This is a genomic window from Marinovum sp. PR37 (assembly GCF_028807375.1).
Lineage (GTDB): Bacteria > Pseudomonadota > Alphaproteobacteria > Rhodobacterales > Rhodobacteraceae > Marinovum > Marinovum algicola.
The window spans coordinates 1-16602 of record NZ_JARAML010000015.1 but is presented as its reverse complement, the minus strand read 5'-3'; the positions used below and the strand labels follow the sequence as shown (position 1 = coordinate 16602).

At 65.7% G+C, this 16602-nt stretch carries 18 protein-coding genes; 10 read left to right on the top strand and 8 right to left on the bottom strand.

Annotation, left to right across the window (positions count from 1 at the left end; translation table 11 throughout):
• The first annotated feature begins 48 nt into the window (after window positions 1-48).
• From PVW49_RS13420 to PVW49_RS13410, 3 genes are all read left to right on the top strand, one after another.
• Window positions 49-261, top strand: coding sequence for a putative signal transducing protein (locus PVW49_RS13420; RefSeq protein ID WP_048532770.1), 213 nt, complete (start codon window positions 49-51; stop codon window positions 259-261).
• Complete coding sequence (locus PVW49_RS13415; RefSeq protein ID WP_244526471.1) at window positions 236-1021, top strand: tRNA1(Val) (adenine(37)-N6)-methyltransferase; 786 nt, start codon at window positions 236-238, stop codon at window positions 1019-1021. The genes PVW49_RS13420 and PVW49_RS13415 overlap by 26 nt, the downstream gene beginning before the upstream one ends.
• Window positions 1022-1112: 91 nt before the next feature.
• Entirely contained in the window at window positions 1113-1286 is a 174-nt protein-coding gene (locus PVW49_RS13410; RefSeq protein ID WP_074836254.1) for a YdcH family protein, read from the top strand.
• Between the two features lie 201 nt (window positions 1287-1487).
• On the opposite strand, the gene phbB is transcribed toward PVW49_RS13410, so the two are convergent.
• From phbB to PVW49_RS13395, 3 genes are all read right to left on the bottom strand, one after another.
• Window positions 1488-2210, bottom strand: coding sequence for an acetoacetyl-CoA reductase (phbB, locus tag PVW49_RS13405; RefSeq protein ID WP_048532766.1), 723 nt, complete (start codon window positions 2208-2210; stop codon window positions 1488-1490).
• A 144-nt stretch (window positions 2211-2354) separates the two neighbouring features.
• Entirely contained in the window at window positions 2355-3530 is a 1176-nt protein-coding gene (locus PVW49_RS13400) for an acetyl-CoA C-acetyltransferase (protein WP_048532764.1), read from the bottom strand.
• A 191-nt stretch (window positions 3531-3721) separates the two neighbouring features.
• Entirely contained in the window at window positions 3722-4537 is an 816-nt protein-coding gene (locus PVW49_RS13395; RefSeq protein WP_371398939.1) for an EAL domain-containing protein, read from the bottom strand.
• A gap of 106 nt (window positions 4538-4643) precedes the next feature.
• Here PVW49_RS13395 and PVW49_RS13390 point away from each other — a divergent pair, with 106 nt between their 5' ends.
• The 6 genes from PVW49_RS13390 to PVW49_RS13365 all read left to right on the top strand — a co-directional run bounded on the left by PVW49_RS13390 (window position 4644) and on the right by PVW49_RS13365 (window position 10676).
• Entirely contained in the window at window positions 4644-5258 is a 615-nt protein-coding gene (locus PVW49_RS13390) for a DNA-3-methyladenine glycosylase I (RefSeq protein ID WP_274566009.1), read from the top strand.
• A 191-nt stretch (window positions 5259-5449) separates the two neighbouring features.
• Entirely contained in the window at window positions 5450-6070 is a 621-nt protein-coding gene (gene rpsD / locus PVW49_RS13385; RefSeq protein ID WP_048532758.1) for a 30S ribosomal protein S4, read from the top strand.
• 77 nt (window positions 6071-6147) lie between these two features.
• Window positions 6148-7569, top strand: coding sequence for a homospermidine synthase (locus tag PVW49_RS13380; protein ID WP_074836258.1), 1422 nt, complete (start codon window positions 6148-6150; stop codon window positions 7567-7569).
• A 294-nt stretch (window positions 7570-7863) separates the two neighbouring features.
• Complete coding sequence (gene hisC, locus PVW49_RS13375) at window positions 7864-8946, top strand: histidinol-phosphate transaminase (protein WP_274566008.1); 1083 nt, start codon at window positions 7864-7866, stop codon at window positions 8944-8946.
• On the top strand, window positions 8946-9869 hold the full coding sequence (locus tag PVW49_RS13370; RefSeq protein ID WP_048532752.1) for a prephenate/arogenate dehydrogenase family protein: 924 nt from the start codon (window positions 8946-8948) through the stop codon (window positions 9867-9869). Before hisC ends, PVW49_RS13370 begins: the two co-directional genes overlap by 1 nt.
• A 42-nt stretch (window positions 9870-9911) precedes the next feature.
• Window positions 9912-10676: an extensin-like domain-containing protein gene (locus tag PVW49_RS13365; protein ID WP_274590767.1), complete on the top strand. Its 765-nt coding sequence runs from the start codon at window positions 9912-9914 to the stop codon at window positions 10674-10676.
• Here PVW49_RS13365 and PVW49_RS13360 read toward each other — a convergent pair.
• From PVW49_RS13360 to PVW49_RS13345, 4 genes are all read right to left on the bottom strand, one after another.
• A complete protein-coding gene (locus tag PVW49_RS13360) occupies window positions 10664-11536 on the bottom strand; it encodes a hypothetical protein (protein WP_274566006.1) in 873 nt (290 codons plus the stop codon). The genes PVW49_RS13365 and PVW49_RS13360 overlap by 13 nt on opposite strands.
• Window positions 11537-11541: 5 nt before the next feature.
• On the bottom strand, window positions 11542-12462 hold the full coding sequence (locus PVW49_RS13355; RefSeq protein WP_274590766.1) for a manganese-dependent inorganic pyrophosphatase: 921 nt from the start codon (window positions 12460-12462) through the stop codon (window positions 11542-11544).
• Window positions 12463-12577: 115 nt separating this feature from the next.
• On the bottom strand, window positions 12578-13363 hold the full coding sequence (locus tag PVW49_RS13350; protein WP_074836266.1) for an SseB family protein: 786 nt from the start codon (window positions 13361-13363) through the stop codon (window positions 12578-12580).
• A gap of 127 nt (window positions 13364-13490) precedes the next feature.
• Complete coding sequence (locus PVW49_RS13345; protein ID WP_074836268.1) at window positions 13491-14078, bottom strand: uracil-DNA glycosylase family protein; 588 nt, start codon at window positions 14076-14078, stop codon at window positions 13491-13493.
• 214 nt (window positions 14079-14292) lie between these two features.
• Here PVW49_RS13345 and nrtS point away from each other — a divergent pair, with 214 nt between their 5' ends.
• Window positions 14293-14547, top strand: coding sequence for a nitrate/nitrite transporter NrtS (gene nrtS, locus PVW49_RS13340; protein ID WP_274566005.1), 255 nt, complete (start codon window positions 14293-14295; stop codon window positions 14545-14547).
• A 591-nt stretch (window positions 14548-15138) separates the two neighbouring features.
• Here the strand turns inward: nrtS and PVW49_RS13335 are convergent.
• The gene (locus PVW49_RS13335) at window positions 15139-16383 is read right to left on the bottom strand and encodes a hypothetical protein (RefSeq protein ID WP_274590765.1); all 1245 of its coding nucleotides are present in this window, start codon (window positions 16381-16383) and stop codon (window positions 15139-15141) included.
• Window positions 16384-16602 lie beyond the last annotated feature (219 nt).

Here is a 16602-nt window from a genome sequence, read left to right as displayed (position 1 = left end):
CCGTCACAAGGCTCGACATGTCTGCCACCTTGCCCTTACATCGCCAACATGGAAGAGCTGTTGCGCACCAACGACATCACCGTCATCGCCTATGCCACTGCCCTGTTGCAGGACGAGGGTATAGAATGGTTTGAATTGGACGTAAATATGAGCGTGCTCGAAGGATCGATCGGCATTTTGCCGCGCCGGCTGATGGTGCGCCGGGACGAGCTGGCGCGGGCGCGGGTGCTGATGCATGACCATGACATCCGTCTCGACTGAGACAACCGACAATGCCTTTCTCGGTGGTCGAGTGCAGCTGTTGCAGCCGCGCCGCGGCTATCGCGCCGGCGTGGACCCGGTGCTGCTGGCGGCGGCCGTCGCGGCGCGGCCGGGTGAGGCGGTGCTCGAACTGGGCTGCGGCGTCGGAACGGCGCTTCTCTGCCTTGGGGCGCGGGTGCCGGGACTGACGCTCTGCGGGGTGGAAGTGCAGCCCGACTATGCCGAACTGGCGCGGCGCAACGCCGCCCGCAACCGGCTGTCCGCCGAGGTGGTCTGCGCCGATCTGGCCGATCTGCCGCCCGGGGTAAAGGCCCGCACCTTCGATCAAGTCCTTGCCAACCCGCCATATTTCCAGCGTACCACCAGCCACGCCAGCCCCGATGCCGGGCGTGAGACGGGCCGTGGCGAGGGGCTGGCGCTGGGGCACTGGATTGCCGTCGCGGCCCGGCGGCTCAGGACCGGCGGCTTTGCCACTTTCATCCAGCGCGCCGAGCGGCTGCCCGAGATGCTGGCAGGCTGCGAGGGGCGGCTCGGCGGGCTCGAGGTGCTGCCCCTGATCCCGCGTGCCGGCCGGGCCGCGCGGCTGGTTCTGCTGCGGGGCCGAAAGGGCGGCGGCGCGGCCTTTCGACTGCACGCTCCGGTTGTGCTGCACCATGGCGAAGCGCATCTGGCCGATGGCGACGATTACGCGCCTCGGATCGCGGATGTGCTGCGAAACGGGGCGGCCTTGCCTTTTGCAGCGGCAGGAAAACAAGGGTGAGCGGGGCTCCGCGGTCTTTTGCAGTCGCAGCGTGACAGAACTGTAAAAGTGTGCTGCACTGGGGATCCACACGAACCTTAGGAGGATCCTCATGAGCTTGAGTTCGCACCTGCACGAATTGAAGAAGAAGCATCAGGTACTGTCGGACAGGGTGGAGGAAGCCCAGCGGGCCCCAGGCACCGACGACCTGACAATCGCGAACCTCAAAAAGCAGAAATTGCGGCTGAAGGAAGAAATCTCCCGGATTTCGGAGGAAGTGGCCTAACGCGTCACCGTCGGCACCATGTGCGCTGCCGGTGCAAGAAATTCTGGCCGTGGCAAAGGGATGTAGCCCGGCCGGCTGGCCATCAGATGGGGGCGGGTGTCCGCCCCTTTTTGGTGCCGGGCCGCCGTGCGGCGGTGGCAGAACAGAAAATGGCCGGTCGCTGGGACCGGCCATTTCGCGTATCAGAAGCAAGTGCCCGGATCAGACGAAGAACTGGCCGCCGTTGGCCGAGATCGTCGAACCGTTGATGAAACCGGCGTCGTCGGAGGCCAGGAAGGCCACGCAGCGGGCGATTTCCTCGGGTTCGCCGAGGCGGCCGGCGGGGATCTGGCCGATGATCGATTCGCGGACCTTTTCCGGCACCGCCATGACCATTTCGGTGGCGATGTAGCCGGGACAGATGGCATTGGCGGTGATGCCGGCGCGCGCACCTTCCTGCGCCAGCGACTTGACGATGCCGAGATCGCCGGCCTTGGTGGCGGCATAGTTGACCTGGGCGAACTGACCTTTCTGACCGTTGATCGAAGAGATCACGATGACGCGGCCGAACTTGCGCTCGCGCATGCCGGGCCAGATCGGGTGAACGGTGTTGAACACGCCGGTCAGATTGGTGTCGATCACCTCGTTCCATTGTTGCGGCGTCATCTTGTGGAACGGCGCGTCGCGGGTGATGCCGGCGTTTGCGACCACGATGTCGATCGGGCCGACCTCGGATTCGACCTTTTCGATCCCGGCCTTGGATTCGTCGTAGTCGCCGACGTTCCACTTGTAGGTCTTGATGCCAGTTTCCTCGGTGAACTTGGCCGCGGCCTCGTCGTTACCGGCATAGGTGGCGACCACCGTGCAACCCTGCGCCTTGAGCGCCTTGGAAATCGCCGCGCCGATACCGCGCGAACCGCCGGTGACGAGTGCAATTCTTGCCATGATCTTCCTCCAATTCAATCTGCGTTTGTAATGGTGTTACCGCGCCACCGTTCATCGCGCAACAATATTGCGCAACTTTCGTCTGTTGCGGTTTTTCCTGAGGGGTGGGAGAGGCCGGGGCGCCCCTGCGCCCCGGCCGAAGGGTTACGGGCGTTCGACGCAGAGCGCCACGCCCATGCCGCCGCCGATGCAGAGCGTGGCGAGGCCTTTCTTGGCACCGCGACGCTGCATTTCGAACAGCAGGGTGTTGAGCACGCGGGCGCCCGAAGCGCCGATCGGGTGGCCTATGGCGATGGCGCCGCCGTTGACGTTCACGATGGAGGGATCCCAGCCCATGTCCTTGTTCACGGCGCAGGCCTGGGCGGCAAAGGCTTCGTTGGCTTCGACCAGGTCGAGATCATCGACCGACCAGCCGGCCTTTTCCAGCGCCTTGCGCGAGGCATAGATCGGGCCGACGCCCATGATCGACGGGTCGAGCCCGGCGGTGGCATAAGAGGCGATGCGCGCCAGCGGCTCGATGCCGCGCTTTTCGGCTTCGTCGGCCGACATCAGCAGGGCGCCGGCGGCACCGTCGTTGAGACCCGAGGCATTGGCCGCGGTGACCGAGCCGTCCTTGGTGAAGGCGGGGCGCAGCTTCTGCATCGCGTCGATGGTCGCGCCGTGGCGGATGTATTCGTCATCCTTCACCTCGATGTCACCCTTGCGGGTCTTGACGGTGAAGGGCACGATCTCGTCGGCGAATTTGCCGGCCTTCTGCGCGGCTTCGGCCTTGTTTTGCGAACTGACGGCGAATTCATCCTGCTGGTCGCGGCTGATCTGCCATTTCTCGGCCACGTTCTCGGCGGTCTGGCCCATGTGATAGCCGTTGAAGGCATCCCAGAGACCGTCGCGGATCATGGTGTCGATGTACTTCATGTCGCCCATTTTCTGGCCATTGCGCAGGTTGGCGCAATGCGGCGACATCGACATGTTTTCCTGGCCACCGGCGGCGACGATCGAGGCATCGCCAAGCTGGATGTGCTGGGCGGCAAGTGCCACGGCGCGCAGGCCCGAGCCACAGACCTGGTTGATGCCCCAGGCGGCGGATTCCTGCGGGAAGCCGGCGTTGATATGCGCCTGACGCGCCGGGTTCTGGCCCTGGCCCGCGGTCAGAACCTGGCCGAGGATGGTCTCGCTCACGTCGGAGCCTTCAATGCCCGCACGTTCGACAAGCGCCCGGAGCACGGAGGCGCCGAGATCATGGGCGGGGGTGTTGGCAAACGAGCCCAGGAAAGACCCGACAGGGGTCCGGGCGGCCGAGGCGATAACGACATTGGTCATGGTTTCTTCCTTCACCGTTTGTGGCGCAGGGAGGATAGCAGGACCTCATCGTGCGGCCCGTATCCTCCCGCCGCTCGAGACGATGCCATAACGTAAGCCCGACCATGCCACAACAGTTCCCGTACCGCTTGACGTGCATGTCGCAGCCGCGATTTACAACTGCCGGAATGGTCGGCAAGGGTGCTGAAATCTCAGGCGCTGGCCCGGGCCTTGCGGCCGTCAAGCCAGCCCGGAGACACCGTGGGCGCGCCGAAGAAATAGCCTTGCAGACAGTCGACGCCCATCGCCGTAAGTGCCGACACATCTTCGGCATTTTCCACATTCTCGGCCACGGTGAACATGTCGAACTGTTGTGCGATCGCCAGTATCGCCTGGGTCAGAACCTGGTTGTCGGGATCGGCATGGATGTTGCGGATGAACTGGCCGTCGATCTTGAGGATATCGAACTGGAACTGCTTAAAATGTCGCAGGGCGGTAAAGCCGGCGCCAAAATCGTCGAGCGCAAAGGCGATCCCGCGTTTTTGCAGGTCAGACATGAAGCCGATGACGATTTCGGGCACCAGCATGGCCGAATTTTCGGTGATCTCGAGAATCAGCCGTTCGCCCACCGTCGGATCGGCCTTGAGCCCGCGGTCCAGCGTGCTCATCCAGGGCCGATAGCCGATCGAGCGCGCCGACATGTTGATCGCAAGCCGCAGGGACGGCGTGCGCGCCAGCGTCAGCAGGCCCTTTTCCAGCGCCAGGCAGTCGATCCGCCGGCCTGTTTCGCTCTCTTCTATCGGCTGGATGAAATCGACGGCGGGAATCACCCGGCCGGTTTCGTCGAGCACCCGGATCAGCCCCTCGTAAAACGCCATGCGGTCGGGGCGGCGCGCCTGCACCACGGGCTGAAAGGCCAGCATCACCTGCTTGTGCCTGACCGCCTCATCGACCATGCGCAGGGTGTCACGGTCGCGCAGCATCAGCGCCTCGGCCAGCGCGTTGCCGTTTTGGCGGCGCCCGCGCATGTCAGTCCGTCGCTTGTTCATCCAAGACCCTCCGTTGCGGTCCCGGCCAATCTGCGTCACAAGGTTTAATCTGGGGTTTACAGGGTCGAAATAGCGAGGAGGGCAGATGGCGGATGCAGGTGGCAGGCGCTGTGGCTGGGCCGGGCCGGAGCCGATCTACCTTGCCTATCATGACACCGAATGGGGCGTGCCGGAATACGATGCCCGCGCGCTCTGGGAAAAGCTGATCCTCGACGGTTTTCAGGCCGGGCTGAGCTGGATCACGATTCTCAAGAAGCGCGCGGCCTTTCGCGCGGCCTTTGCCGGGTTCGACCCGCAGGTGATCGCCGGCTGGGGCGAGGCCGAGGTGGCGCGGTTGCTGGCCGATCCCGGCATCGTGCGTCATCGCGGTAAGATCGAGGCCACAATCTCCAATGCCCGGGCCTATTGCGAGCTGGGGCAGGGGTTCGACGATTTCCTCTGGCGGTACGTCGATGGCGTGCCGCTACAGAACCGCTGGGCCAGCGATGCCGAGGTGCCGGGCTTCACACCGCTGTCCGAGCGGGTGTCGAAGGACTTGAAGAAGGCCGGCTTTCGGTTTTGCGGCCCGACGATCACCTATGCCTTCATGCAGGCCTGCGGCCTGGTCAACGACCATCTGGTCTGCTGTCCGCGGCATGCCGCCTGCGCGGCGCTGGCCGAAGGCGCCGATCCGTCAGGCGAGAGGCGCGCGCCCTGTTGACTCTGCCGCGCGCTGCTGTATACGCGCGGCTTCATTGGTGTTGGTGGCCCCCGCAAGGGGATGCCTGTCGAAGCCCCGGCAACGGGGTCTTAGAGGACAACGCCCTTTATATCGCCGCAGCAGGGCCGGGGCGGGACCGATTTGGAACGGTTTCGGATCAGGTTGCGGAGCCAAGGTAAAGGAGATCAGCCGTGACCAAACGCACGTCTGCCAAGTACAAGATCGACCGCCGCATGGGCGAAAACATCTGGGGCCGTCCGAAGTCCCCGGTCAACCGCCGCGAATACGGCCCCGGCCAGCACGGTCAGCGCCGCAAGGGCAAACTGTCCGACTTCGGCCTCCAGCTGCGCGCCAAGCAGAAGCTGAAAGGCTACTACGGCGACCTGACCGAAAAGCAATTCCGCCGGATCTTCCGCGAAGCCGAGCGCCTGAAAGGCGACACCGGTGAGCACCTGATCGGCCTGCTCGAGCGCCGTCTCGACGCCGTGGTCTACCGCGCCAAATTCGTGCCGACCATGTTCGCCGCCCGTCAGTTCGTGAACCACGGCCACGTCACCGTGAACGGCCGCCGCGTCAACATCCCCTCCTACCGCGTGAAAGAGGGTGACGTGATCGAAGTCCGCGAGAAATCCAAGCAGATGGCCGCGATTCTCGAAGCCACCCAGCTGGCCGAGCGTGACGTGCCCGATTACATCGACACCGATCACTCCAAGCTGACCGCCACCTTCGTGCGCGCGCCCGGTCTTTCCGACGTGCCGTACCCGGTTGTGATGGAACCGAATCTCGTCATCGAATATTACGCACAGAACTAAATCGTTCTGGCACTGATGTTCCGAAAGGCCGCGCTGCTTGCGCGGCCTTTTTTTGTTCCGGCCCCGAGGAGACAGGCATGACTCAGGACTATCCCATCTATGGCCGCATCGACGGCCCGATCGTGATGATCGGTTTCGGCTCGATCGGCAAAGGCACCTGGCCGCTGATCGAACGGCATTTCGAATATGATGCGGATCGCTTTGTGGTGGTGGAGCCCGACAAGAGCCACCACAACTTCCTGCGCCAGCACAAGCTGAACTTCATCGACGTGGCGCTCACCGCCGAGAATTATCGCGAGGTGCTGGGCGGGTTGTTCCCCGACGGCAAGGGGTTCTGCGTCAACCTCAGCGTCGATACCTCCTCGCTCGATATCATGAAATTCTGCCGCGAGCTGGGGGTGCTCTACATCGACACCGTGGTCGAACCCTGGGCCGGCTACTACTTCGACACCGAGGACAATGCCGCGCGCACCAACTATGCCCTGCGGCAGAAGGTGCGCGACGAGAAGGCAGCCAATCCCGGCGGCACCACCGCCGTCTCCTGCTGCGGCGCCAACCCGGGCATGGTGAGCTGGTTCGTCAAGGAGGCGCTGCTGACGCTGGCCCGCGACACCGGCCGCGAGGCCGAGGCGCCCGCCGACCGCGAAGGCTGGGCGAAGCTGATGCAATCTCTGGGCGTCAAGGGCGTGCATATCGCCGAGCGCGACACCCAGGCGCGGCGCACGCCGCGGCCGCGGGGCGTTTTCGTCAACACCTGGTCGGTCGAGGGGTTCATCGCCGAAGGGTTCCAGCCGGCGGAGCTCGGCTGGGGCACGCATGAGACCTGGTTCCCCGAAAATGCCCATCGCCAGGAAACCGGCTGCAAATCCGCGATCTGGCTGGAGCGTCCGGGCGCCATCACCCGCGTTCATACCTGGTGTCCCACGCCCGGCCCGCAGTTCGGCTTTCTGGTGACCCACAACGAGGCCGTTTCGATCAGCGATTACTACACCGTGGGCGCGGGGCATGATCCCGAGTTCCGCCCGACCTGTCATTACGCCTATCACCCCGCCGATGACGCCGTGCTGTCGCTGCATGAGATGTTCGGTTCGGGCCAACAGCAGCAGAAACACCACATCCTCACCGAGGACGAGATCGTCGAGGGCATCGACGAGCTGGGCGTGCTGCTCTTCGGGCACGAGAAAAACGCGCTGTGGTATGGCTCGCGCCTGTCGAACGAAGAGACCCGCGACCTGGCGCCCTATCAGAACGCCACCGGCTTGCAGGTGACCTCTGCGGTGCTCGCCGGCATGGTCTGGGCGCTGGAGAACCCGCAGGCCGGCATCGTCGAGACCGACGAGATGGACCATGCGCGCTGTCTCGAGGTGCAACGGCCCTACCTCGGACCGGTCGAGGCGCATTATACCGACTGGACCCCGCTCAAAGACCGCTGGGAGCACTTCCCCGAGGACATCGACGAAAGCGATCCCTGGCTGTTCCGCAACGTGCTGGCGAGCTGAGGCGGGGGGAGCGTTCCGTGCCGCCCGCCGGCCGAGCGGCCCCGGCGCGGGGGCCGGGGCGGGTTGCCTCCGATGGCCGGCGACTGTTGAGCGCAACCGCCCCCAAAGGCGATCTCCCGCGGCCGGGCCGCATGCCCCCGTCCCGGCCGCCGCGCCGGGACCTCGTGGCCGGCTCCCCCGCGCATCGCGCCCGGAGAGCCGCCGGTGGTGCCGTGCCGTCGCCGCTCCGCGGCACTGCGCACCTTCCCTTGTCTGCCCGGGCGCTCTAAGAGGTTGCCCTGAAAGGAGCCCCTCATGACGCTGATCACCCCGCAACCCGGGATCATGGAGATTGCCCTCTACCAGGGCGGCAAGTCGAAGATTGCCGGGCGTGACGACGTGCTCAAACTGTCGTCGAACGAAAACCCGCTGGGCGTGCCGCCCGGCGCGCAGGCGGCCATCGTGGCAGCGGCGGGGCAGGTGCATCTCTATCCCTCGACCGATCACGCCGCCCTGCGCGGCGCCATTGGCGCGGTGCACGGGCTCGACCCCGAGCGGATCATCTGTGGCGTCGGCTCGGACGAGGTGCTGCAATTCGTCACCCAGGCCTATGCCGGACCGGGTGACGAGATCATCCACACCGAACATGGCTTCTCAATGTATCCGGTTCTCACCCATATGACCGGCGCGACGCCAGTGCGTGTGCCCGAGGCCGGGCGGCGGGTGGATGTCGATGCCATTCTTGACGCGGTGACCGTGCGCACCCGGGTGGTGCTTCTCACCAATCCCGGCAACCCCACCGGGACGCTGCTCGCCGACGAAGAGCTGTTGCGGCTGGCCGATGGTCTGCCGGAGCGCGTCATCCTGGTGATCGACGCGGCTTATGCCGAATACGCCGAGAGTTACGACGGCGGCGCGGCGCTGGCGACCGAACGGCCCAACGTTCTGATGACGCGGACCTTTTCCAAGATTTACGGCCTTGGCGGCCTGCGTGTCGGCTGGGGCTATGGCCCGCAGGAGATGATCGACGTTCTGCGCCGGCTGCGCCAGCCGTTCAACCTGTCGGAATTGCAGATGGCGGCGGCCGAGGCGGCGGTGCGCGATGCGGACTGGCTGCACGACTGTGTGGCGCTCAACCGCGATCAGCGGGCGCGGCTGACCGGCGCGCTGCGGCAGTTGGGCCTGGCCTGCGACGACAGCGAGACCAATTTCGTGCTGGCGCGTTTTGCCGACGCGGCCGAGGCGGAGACGGCCGATCGGGCCTTGCAGGCCGCCGGCATCCTGGTGCGCGCGGTGGGCGGCTACGGCTTCCCCGAGGGTCTGCGCATCACCGTCGGCGACGCCGATCAGACCGGCCGGGTGATCGCCGCGCTCTCGCGCTGGCGGGAGGGCGGCTGATGGCGCAGATCTACGGCAAGGTTGCCCTGATCGGGCTCGGGCTGATCGCCTCGTCGATGGCTCATGCCATGCGGCGCGGCGGTGTCGCCGCGGAAATCAGCGGCTACGCCCGCTCGCAGGCGACGCGCGACACGGCACGCCGCATCCAGCTTTGCGATACGGTCTGCGACAGCGCCGAGGCGGCTGTCGAGGGCGCCGATCTGATCGTGCTCGCGGTGCCGGTGGGCGCGATGGGTGTGGTGGCCGAGGCCATCGCCCCGCATCTGAAACCCGGCGCCACGGTGATCGACGTCGGTTCGGTCAAGGCCGCCGTGGTCGAGGCGGTCGGTCCGCATGTGCCCGACGGCGTGCATTTCGTGCCGACCCACCCGATGGCCGGCACCGAGCATTCCGGGCCGGAGGCGGGCTTTGCCTCGCTGTTCGACAACCGCTGGACGCTGATCGTGCCGCCCGACGGCGCCGACAGGGCTGCGGTAGAGCGGGTCGAGGCCTATTGGCAGGCACTGGGCGCCAATTGCGAGCGGATGGAAGTGACGCATCACGATCTGGTCTGCGCCGTGGTCAGCCATATTCCGCACCTGATCGCCTATACGATGGTGGGCGTGGCCGATGATCTCTCCCGCGTGTCCGACCAGGAGGTGATCAAGTTCTCGGCCGCCGGGTTTCGTGATTTCACCCGCATCGCCGCCTCCGATCCGACGATGTGGCGCGATGTCTTCCTCACCAACAAGGAGGCGACGCTGGAAATGCTCGGTCGCTTCACCGAAGAGCTGTTTGCCCTGCAACGGGCGATCCGCACCGGGGACGGCGAGGAATTGTTCGATTATTTCACCCGGACGCGGGCGATCAGGCGTGGTATCATCGAGGCCGGGCAGGACACCGATGCCCCGGATTTCGGACGGGCGAAGAAACACGACAGGTAGGGTAACGAGGGGCGGTTGATGCGGGGGCAGGCGACGCGGGTTGTGACAAGGCGGGTACTGCCCGCGCTGCTGACCGGCCTTCTGGCCACCTCTGTCTCCGCCAGTTCCATGGCGCCCGAGACCAGCCTGCGGCCGATGGCGCGGTCGGTCGGGGTCTTTCTCGCGTCCATGTCCCGGGCGCAATTGCTGCCACCGCTGCCATTGCGCCCGCTGCGTTCGCCCCGGCCCACGGTGCGCCCCGAGGGGTTCGTGACCAAGATCATGGCACAGCGCGAAAAGCCGCGCGGCCAACTCTGCGGGCTGGTGGGGGTCGAAGGCGAAGAGATCGGCCCCGTGGCCGGCCGGATCGCCGGCTGCGGCACCGACCGGGCGGTCCGGGTCTCGGCGGTCTCGGGCGTGCAGCTCAGCCAGCGCGCGGTGCTGACCTGCGGCACCGCGCGGGCCTTGCAGTCCTGGGTCGACACCGGGCTGCGGCCGGCGGTGGGCAAGATGGGCGGCGGCATCGCCGGTCTGCGCGTTGCGGCGCATTATTCCTGCCGCACCCGCAACAACCGGCCCGGCGCCAAGATCAGCGAACACGGCAAGGGCAAGGCGATCGACATTTCCGAGATTGTCCTGGTCAACGGTGACACGCTCAACGTGCTGCGCGACTGGCGGCGGGGCCGCAAGGGGCGCGCGTTGCAGCGGGCGCATGGCGCGGCCTGCGGCATTTTCGGCACCACCCTGGGGCCGGGGTCAGACGGCTATCACGAGGATCATCTGCACTACGACACCGCGCGCCATCGCGGCGGCGCCTACTGTCGCTGAGCCTGCCAGGCGGCCCGCAGCCTGTCGCGCTGGTCCGGGGTGCGCTGGGCCACGGCGAGGTCGCCGATCATGTCGGACAGGGCCCGGCGCTCGGCGTCCCGGCTCCGCGCCCATTGGCTCAGAAGTTGCGCCAGCGCCGCGGTGCGCATGAACTCCGCGTCCGGCATCGGGATGCCCGAGCTGACCTTGCGGGATTTTTCGCGCCGCCCCGGGGGCGGGCGCAGGTCGAGCGCCCGAGAAAAGACGACCTGGGCGAGATCGGCGATTTCCTCCGCCTGTGCCGGCTCTGCCGCCTGGCGGTCCGAGACGAGGGCGAAGGCGAGACAGCGCATGACATTGGCCGAGCTGCGGTAGAACCCGGCGGGCAGGGGCCGGGCAAGCTGGCTGCGGCAGAGCGCCACCGCCTCGGTGGCGAGATCGGCCAGCAGCGCGGCATCGCCCAACATCAGCGCCGCGTTCAGCGCCACATAGGCCCGGGAAAAGCCGACGTGGCAGCGATCCTGCCGGATGTCCTCGCTGGTGGAAAACGCCGCGATCTCGTCACCGAGCGCCAGCAGCGGCGCCAGCCCTTCCGAAAGACGTGTGTCGTCGCCCAGCTCCAGCGCCTTGTGGGTCCGGGCAATGCGGGCATTGGCGCGGTGATGCGGCGCGAGGTCGGGCAGCGCGGCAATCGCGTCGAAAAGCGTGATCTGGTCGTCGAGTGCCGAAGGCCGGGCCCGGGCGGAGTAGAGCACCGAGGCCGCGGCCCTGTTCTTGCGCGCTGCCGGCAGCGCCGCGAGCGAAGCGATGGCCTGTTCGACCGGGAGCGCGGCGAAATCCGGCAGCGCGCCCGAGGTTTTCGAGAGACCGAACAGGCCCACCGCAATCAGACCTTGAGGTTCGGAATGATCTGCTTCTTGCGGCTGACCACGCCGGGCAGGACCAGCGTGTCGCCGGCGGCGTCGGCGTCAAAGCTCTTGGCGGCGACGTTTTTCACCAGCTCGTTGGGCACCAGCAGGGTCGATTCCTCGTTCAGGATGTCGACCACGAAGAGCAGCACCTGATCGACGCCATCCTCTTTCGCCACCTCCTGCATCGAGGTCATCAGGCTGTCCTTGCGGTCGAGGACAGTCCTGGGCGCGGTGGTTTCCAGCACCGAGACGCGGAATTTTGTGTCGCCGACGCCATATTCCTTGGAATCCATCCGCAGCAGCTCGGCGTCGGAAAACGCCGAGACGTCGGATTTCGCGGCGAACATCTTTTCCGCCAGATCGCAGATCTCGACACCCAGATCCTTGGCCAGCGCTTCGGCGATGGCGCGGTCTTCCTGGGTGGTGGTGGGCGAGCGGAATTCCAGCGTGTCGGAAATGATGCAGGACAGCATCGCGCCCTTGATCGCCTTCGGGGCCTGCGCCAGATCGTCGCCGATCATCTTGTACATGATCGTCGCGGTGCAGGCGAGCGGCTCGATGCGGATGTCGATCGGGCCCTTGGTTTCCAGCCCGCCGACCAGCTTGTGGTGGTCGATGATGGCCTGGATGTCGGCGTCGTTGATTCCCTCGGGCAGCTCGGCCGGGTTGTTGGTGTCGACGATTACGACCGGCGCATCGGCGGCGACGCCGGAAATGATCTCGGGCTTGTCGAGGCCCCAATGCGCGAGCACGAAGGCGGCTTCGGTATTGGGCTCGCCCAGCAGCTTGGGCGCGGCGGGGGTGCCCTTGATCTCGGAGAGATACCAGGCCCAGACGATGGGCGCGCCGGTGGAATCGGTGTCGGGGGATTTATGGCCGAAAACCTGGATGGTCATGAATGTCGTCCTCGGGGAGATGGGATGTTTCGCGCCTTATAGGCGGCAGGTTCCGCGATGTCACGGGGGCGGGTAAGGGTGCGACGATGGGTGGGGTTTCGCGCCCGGCTCCGCTTTAGCGCAGGATCGGCGGCTTGTCGGGGTCGCTGCCGGGGGCGGGGCGATCCTCCGGTGTCGGCGGCTGCGGCAGGTCGAAGCGCAGCCCGTGGCGCGCCAGCGTCGCCGCCATCGGATCGCTGGTGGCAAAGAAGGCCACGTCAAGCGCCGCCGCCTCCAGCCCGGAAAAGGTCAAGGCCTCGTTGATCGCCCGCGCCAGCGCCGGCTCGGCCCCCGGTGTCGCGCCGACAAAGCCCAGCAGGTGGCCGCGCGCGCCGCCGGTATAGGTAACGCCCGCCAGATAGGCAAAACGCGCCAGCCCGCCGGCGCTGGCCAGCTTGGCATCGAGCGCGGTCAGCAGCGCCTCAGGCAGGCCGCGCGGCGCGGTGATCTCTTCGGGCCGCGCCTCGGCCTCGGCGGGGCCGTCCGACAGGGTCTCGGCCAGCCAGTCGACCGCTTCGGGCGGGATCAGGATCTGCGACGGCGCCACCTCGGGGTTGACCGCCAGTCCGATGCCCTGACCGGCCAGCATGCCGGCAATCGCCCGTCCCGAGAGCGCGACATAAGGCGAGATCCGGCCGGTGAACCGCGCCAGCCGCTCTTCGCGGTCGAAGACCAGCACGAAGCGCGCATCGGCCACGTCAAACAGCTCGGGCTCGACGTTCTCGCCCTCGGGCGCGCCGGCGAGCAGCAGAAAGACCTCGCCATCGGCCAGCCGCTCGTAAAACCGCAGGCGCGCGGCGTCATCTTCGGGCGCCGCCTCCATCGCGGCATGGGCCAGGTCGAGCGGCGTGGGGTCTGTCATCTCGGCATCTCCTTGCCTCGTGTCCGGGGAAACGGCGGCAGATCGGCCGCGGGCCCCGGGGTTGCTTTCGCTCTCGGGTAGTTCGCCCGGGCCGACGAGGCAAGCGAAAGGCGTGGACAACATCGGCTCAGCCCGCCAGAACCTCGCGCACGCGGCGTTGCAGCTCCGGCACCAGATCGGCCTCGAACCAGGGGTTCCTCTTCAGCCAGCCGGTGTTGCGCCAGGAGGGATGGGGCAGGGGGATGACTCCCTCGGGCGCCGCGCGCCAGTCCTGCACCACCTCGGTGACCGGGCGGCGCGTGCCCAGATGCCATTTCTGGGCATGGCCGCCGATCACGAGCTTGAGCCGCAGGTTGGGCATCGATGCCATCGCCCGACTGTGCCAGGTTTCGGAACAGAGCCGTGGCGGCGGCAGATCGCTGCCGTTGGCGTCATAGCCGGGAAAGCAGAAGCTGTTGGGCAGGATGGCGATGCGGCTGCGGTCGTAGAAGGTGTCCTTGTCCACTCCCAGCCAGTGCCGCAGCCGGTCGCCCGACCGGTCCCAGAATGGCACCCCGGCCTCATGCACCCGCAGCCCCGGCGCCTGGCTCGCGATCAGCAGCCGTGCCGCCGGATCGAACCAGACCACCGGCCGCGGGGTATGCCGGGTGCGGGTCGCGGCAAATCGCGCGGCGCAGAGCCGGCAGGCAGAGATCGCGGTGTGCAGGTCGCTCATGCTGCTTAGATAGGCCCGGGCCAGTTGGACACAAGCCGGCACCGACAAAGCCGCGCCGGAGCAGGCCGTAGCGGCGCGGCGTGTCTCGCGCCGGCGCCCCGCAGGCTCGACTTTCGCCGGCAGACCTGCTTTCTGCGGGGACGTCTGCCGCCGCGCGTCGCGCAACAGCGTGCCTTGGGCCGGCGGCGCAGCGCAGAGCCGGGAGAAAGAGCCAATGACCAGCACCACGGGCGGCACGCCCCGCGAGGGATTTATCCGGATCGCGACCCGCAGATCGGTTGTCACCCGCGCGCTTCGCGTGGCGATTGTGGTCGGGATCGTTCTGGGGCTGCTCAACCACGGCGACGCGATCCTTGCGGGAACGGTGAACGCCGGGCAATTCGCCAAGATCTGCCTGACCTTCCTGGTGCCCTTTTCGGTCTCGACCTATTCCTCGGTACTGGCCATCCGCGAGCGCGATGCCGGCTGACCGGAATTCAAGGGGCGCCAAGGCTGACCGCGCGACGCTGCGGTTGGACGGAATTGGCCCTTAAGGCGCTGATCTTGAAGAGGTCTTGGGTCTAAATGGTGCCCGGGGGCGCAACCATACCCATTGAATCTAAAGGGATTTCGGACTTTCTACCGCCAAAGTCTACCGAACCGGCGGTATCTGTCGAAATGGGAATCCACCCACTTCAGGCGGGAACCGGCGCGAATCGAGGCACCGGAAAATGGGCCAGGATCAATCTCCGACGCTGCGACCGATCACGACAGCCGCGCGACATGTCGCAACTGTCGCCAAGGCCAGCCGGGGACGCCGCGACCGACGCGACAGCACCCTTTAGGGCTGTCGCCTGTCGCGCCCCGAAGCCCACACTGGAACAGGAAGATGGGTTCTGTTTGCAGATCGCTTCCCGGCCATCATCGTGTAGGTTCAATCTGCCCAACTTCGCTGTGTGAAATTTGAAATCGCTCACGTTTCGCGGGTCGGTGTCCCCGCCTAGCGCACCCCCACCCCCGGAAGGACCCAAAGCCAAGATAGGACTGGGGCGATGATCGGACAATGCGCAGTTCAATCAGATCACTGCACGCTGTCACCGCGATTGGGTGCGTGCGTTTCAAATGGCTCCATTGCCGCCTCGGATTCCGCCTCGACCTCTGCCTGATCAGAAAGCGTCTTGGCGATACCGCGCAGGATGCCCGCAATCTCTGCGTCTGCCGCATCTTGGCGTTCTGTTTCACTTTCCTGAGTTTCTTGCATGGCTTCTAGCTGCGTCGCCATCGCATCAAACGAATTTCGCATTTCAACCAAGGCTTCTGTGTTTGCCCGAACGGCGGCGTCCCCATCTGAAAGTCGCGCTTCAAGCTGCAACGCGATGGTCAGGAAGAACGTCAGGATGCTGATGATGACCTGAATCGTGGCGACCCTTCGATGAAAGGCAGCCTCTGCTTTGGCGTCAACCGCCGTGCTCTTGTGTTCTTCAAGCAGCGCCTCCTGTGCCGCAAGGCTGCGGGCGAGCATTGCTTCCAGGCTACCCGCAAGATCAAAGCTAAGAGCCGCAACAGAGGTGAGGTCACGCACCCGTGCAAACGCAGACGCTTGATCCGCAAGCGCCGCCGTTACCGACCTGAATTCGTCATGGAAGGTCGGGGTAAGTCCCAACATGTGCGCCGCGTCCGCCGCCTCAATCGCGGACCCCATACGACCGATGCCAAGTGCCTCAATCCCAGAGCCAAAGCGGGGGATGTTTACGGCCTTGGTGAGATCGAAAAGACTGGAAGCCTCTAGCGCCCGCCGCATATCCTCGAACATGTCCATGTGCTGATTGATCAAGCTGGACTGTTCGCGCATGTCCTGAAAAAGCTGAGATGCTGCACCAGCAGCGGGGCCAGTGGTTGCGTCCAGAAAGCCTCCGGGCAGGCCCCCAAGAGCAAGGTTCCGCGCCTGCGCGAATGCATCGTGTTCGATTTTGAGTTGGTCTGCGAGTGCAGTAATGCCCGAAAAAGCGGACACATCCGGCAACGCCAAAGCCCGCATCGCCTCCTGTTGGGCTTTCATCTGTTCAGTGAAAACACTCACACCGGTCAGGGCGTCTAGCTGATCCTTCAGCGTGGTCACTGCACTGGCAGCCCGCGCGGCCTCTGCAAGCGCGCTAACGCCACCGAGACCCCGCAAAGCCTCTTGCAAGGCGCGTCCACCCACGGGCAGTCGTGCTGTCCTGTCAACGATTCTGCGCGCAGGCTCGGACTTTTCATCGTCGCCAGTGTTCACTTTACCAAGCTGCGAAATGTCGACACCCTTGGGCTTTTCCTCATCGCCTGACACTACCTACACCTCGCTCGATCAGTAAGTTTTCCTACTTTATGTAGTATCAGGCATTGCATTTTCTAGATGCAGCGAGTGTCGCGCTTCAATCCGGCACTTTGTTGCAGCGTTCCAGCCTGCGCCACTCTCCGCAAGGGTTTATCCTAGTCGGTTTGGCGCGTTGGCCAGGTGCGGATTGACCTGCCACGGGATTTTTCCTCCACCGTTGATTAGAGTCCG

Bases quoted from the DNA above. Each gene is read 5' to 3' on its own strand.
- PVW49_RS13355 (WP_274590766.1), bottom strand. From the start codon at position 12,462: ATGACCATCCAGGTTTTCGGCCATAAATCCCCCGACACCGATTCCACC.
- PVW49_RS13345 (WP_074836268.1), bottom strand. From the start codon at position 14,078: ATGAGCGACCTGCACACCGCGATCTCTGCCTGCCGGCTCTGCGCCGCG.
- PVW49_RS13410 (WP_074836254.1), top strand. From the start codon at position 1,113: ATGAGCTTGAGTTCGCACCTGCACGAATTGAAGAAGAAGCATCAGGTA.
- PVW49_RS13420 (WP_048532770.1), top strand. From the start codon at position 49: ATGGAAGAGCTGTTGCGCACCAACGACATCACCGTCATCGCCTATGCC.
- PVW49_RS13415 (WP_244526471.1), top strand. From the start codon at position 236: ATGACCATGACATCCGTCTCGACTGAGACAACCGACAATGCCTTTCTC.
- PVW49_RS13395 (WP_371398939.1), bottom strand. From the start codon at position 4,537: ATGCGCGGGCGCCGCCAAAACGGCAACGCGCTGGCCGAGGCGCTGATG.
- phbB (WP_048532766.1), bottom strand. From the start codon at position 2,210: ATGGCAAGAATTGCACTCGTCACCGGCGGTTCGCGCGGTATCGGCGCG.
- PVW49_RS13370 (WP_048532752.1), top strand. From the start codon at position 8,946: ATGGCGCAGATCTACGGCAAGGTTGCCCTGATCGGGCTCGGGCTGATC.
- PVW49_RS13390 (WP_274566009.1), top strand. From the start codon at position 4,644: ATGGCGGATGCAGGTGGCAGGCGCTGTGGCTGGGCCGGGCCGGAGCCG.
- PVW49_RS13400 (WP_048532764.1), bottom strand. From the start codon at position 3,530: ATGACCAATGTCGTTATCGCCTCGGCCGCCCGGACCCCTGTCGGGTCT.
- hisC (WP_274566008.1), top strand. From the start codon at position 7,864: ATGACGCTGATCACCCCGCAACCCGGGATCATGGAGATTGCCCTCTAC.
- PVW49_RS13350 (WP_074836266.1), bottom strand. From the start codon at position 13,363: ATGACAGACCCCACGCCGCTCGACCTGGCCCATGCCGCGATGGAGGCG.
- nrtS (WP_274566005.1), top strand. From the start codon at position 14,293: ATGACCAGCACCACGGGCGGCACGCCCCGCGAGGGATTTATCCGGATC.
- PVW49_RS13380 (WP_074836258.1), top strand. From the start codon at position 6,148: ATGACTCAGGACTATCCCATCTATGGCCGCATCGACGGCCCGATCGTG.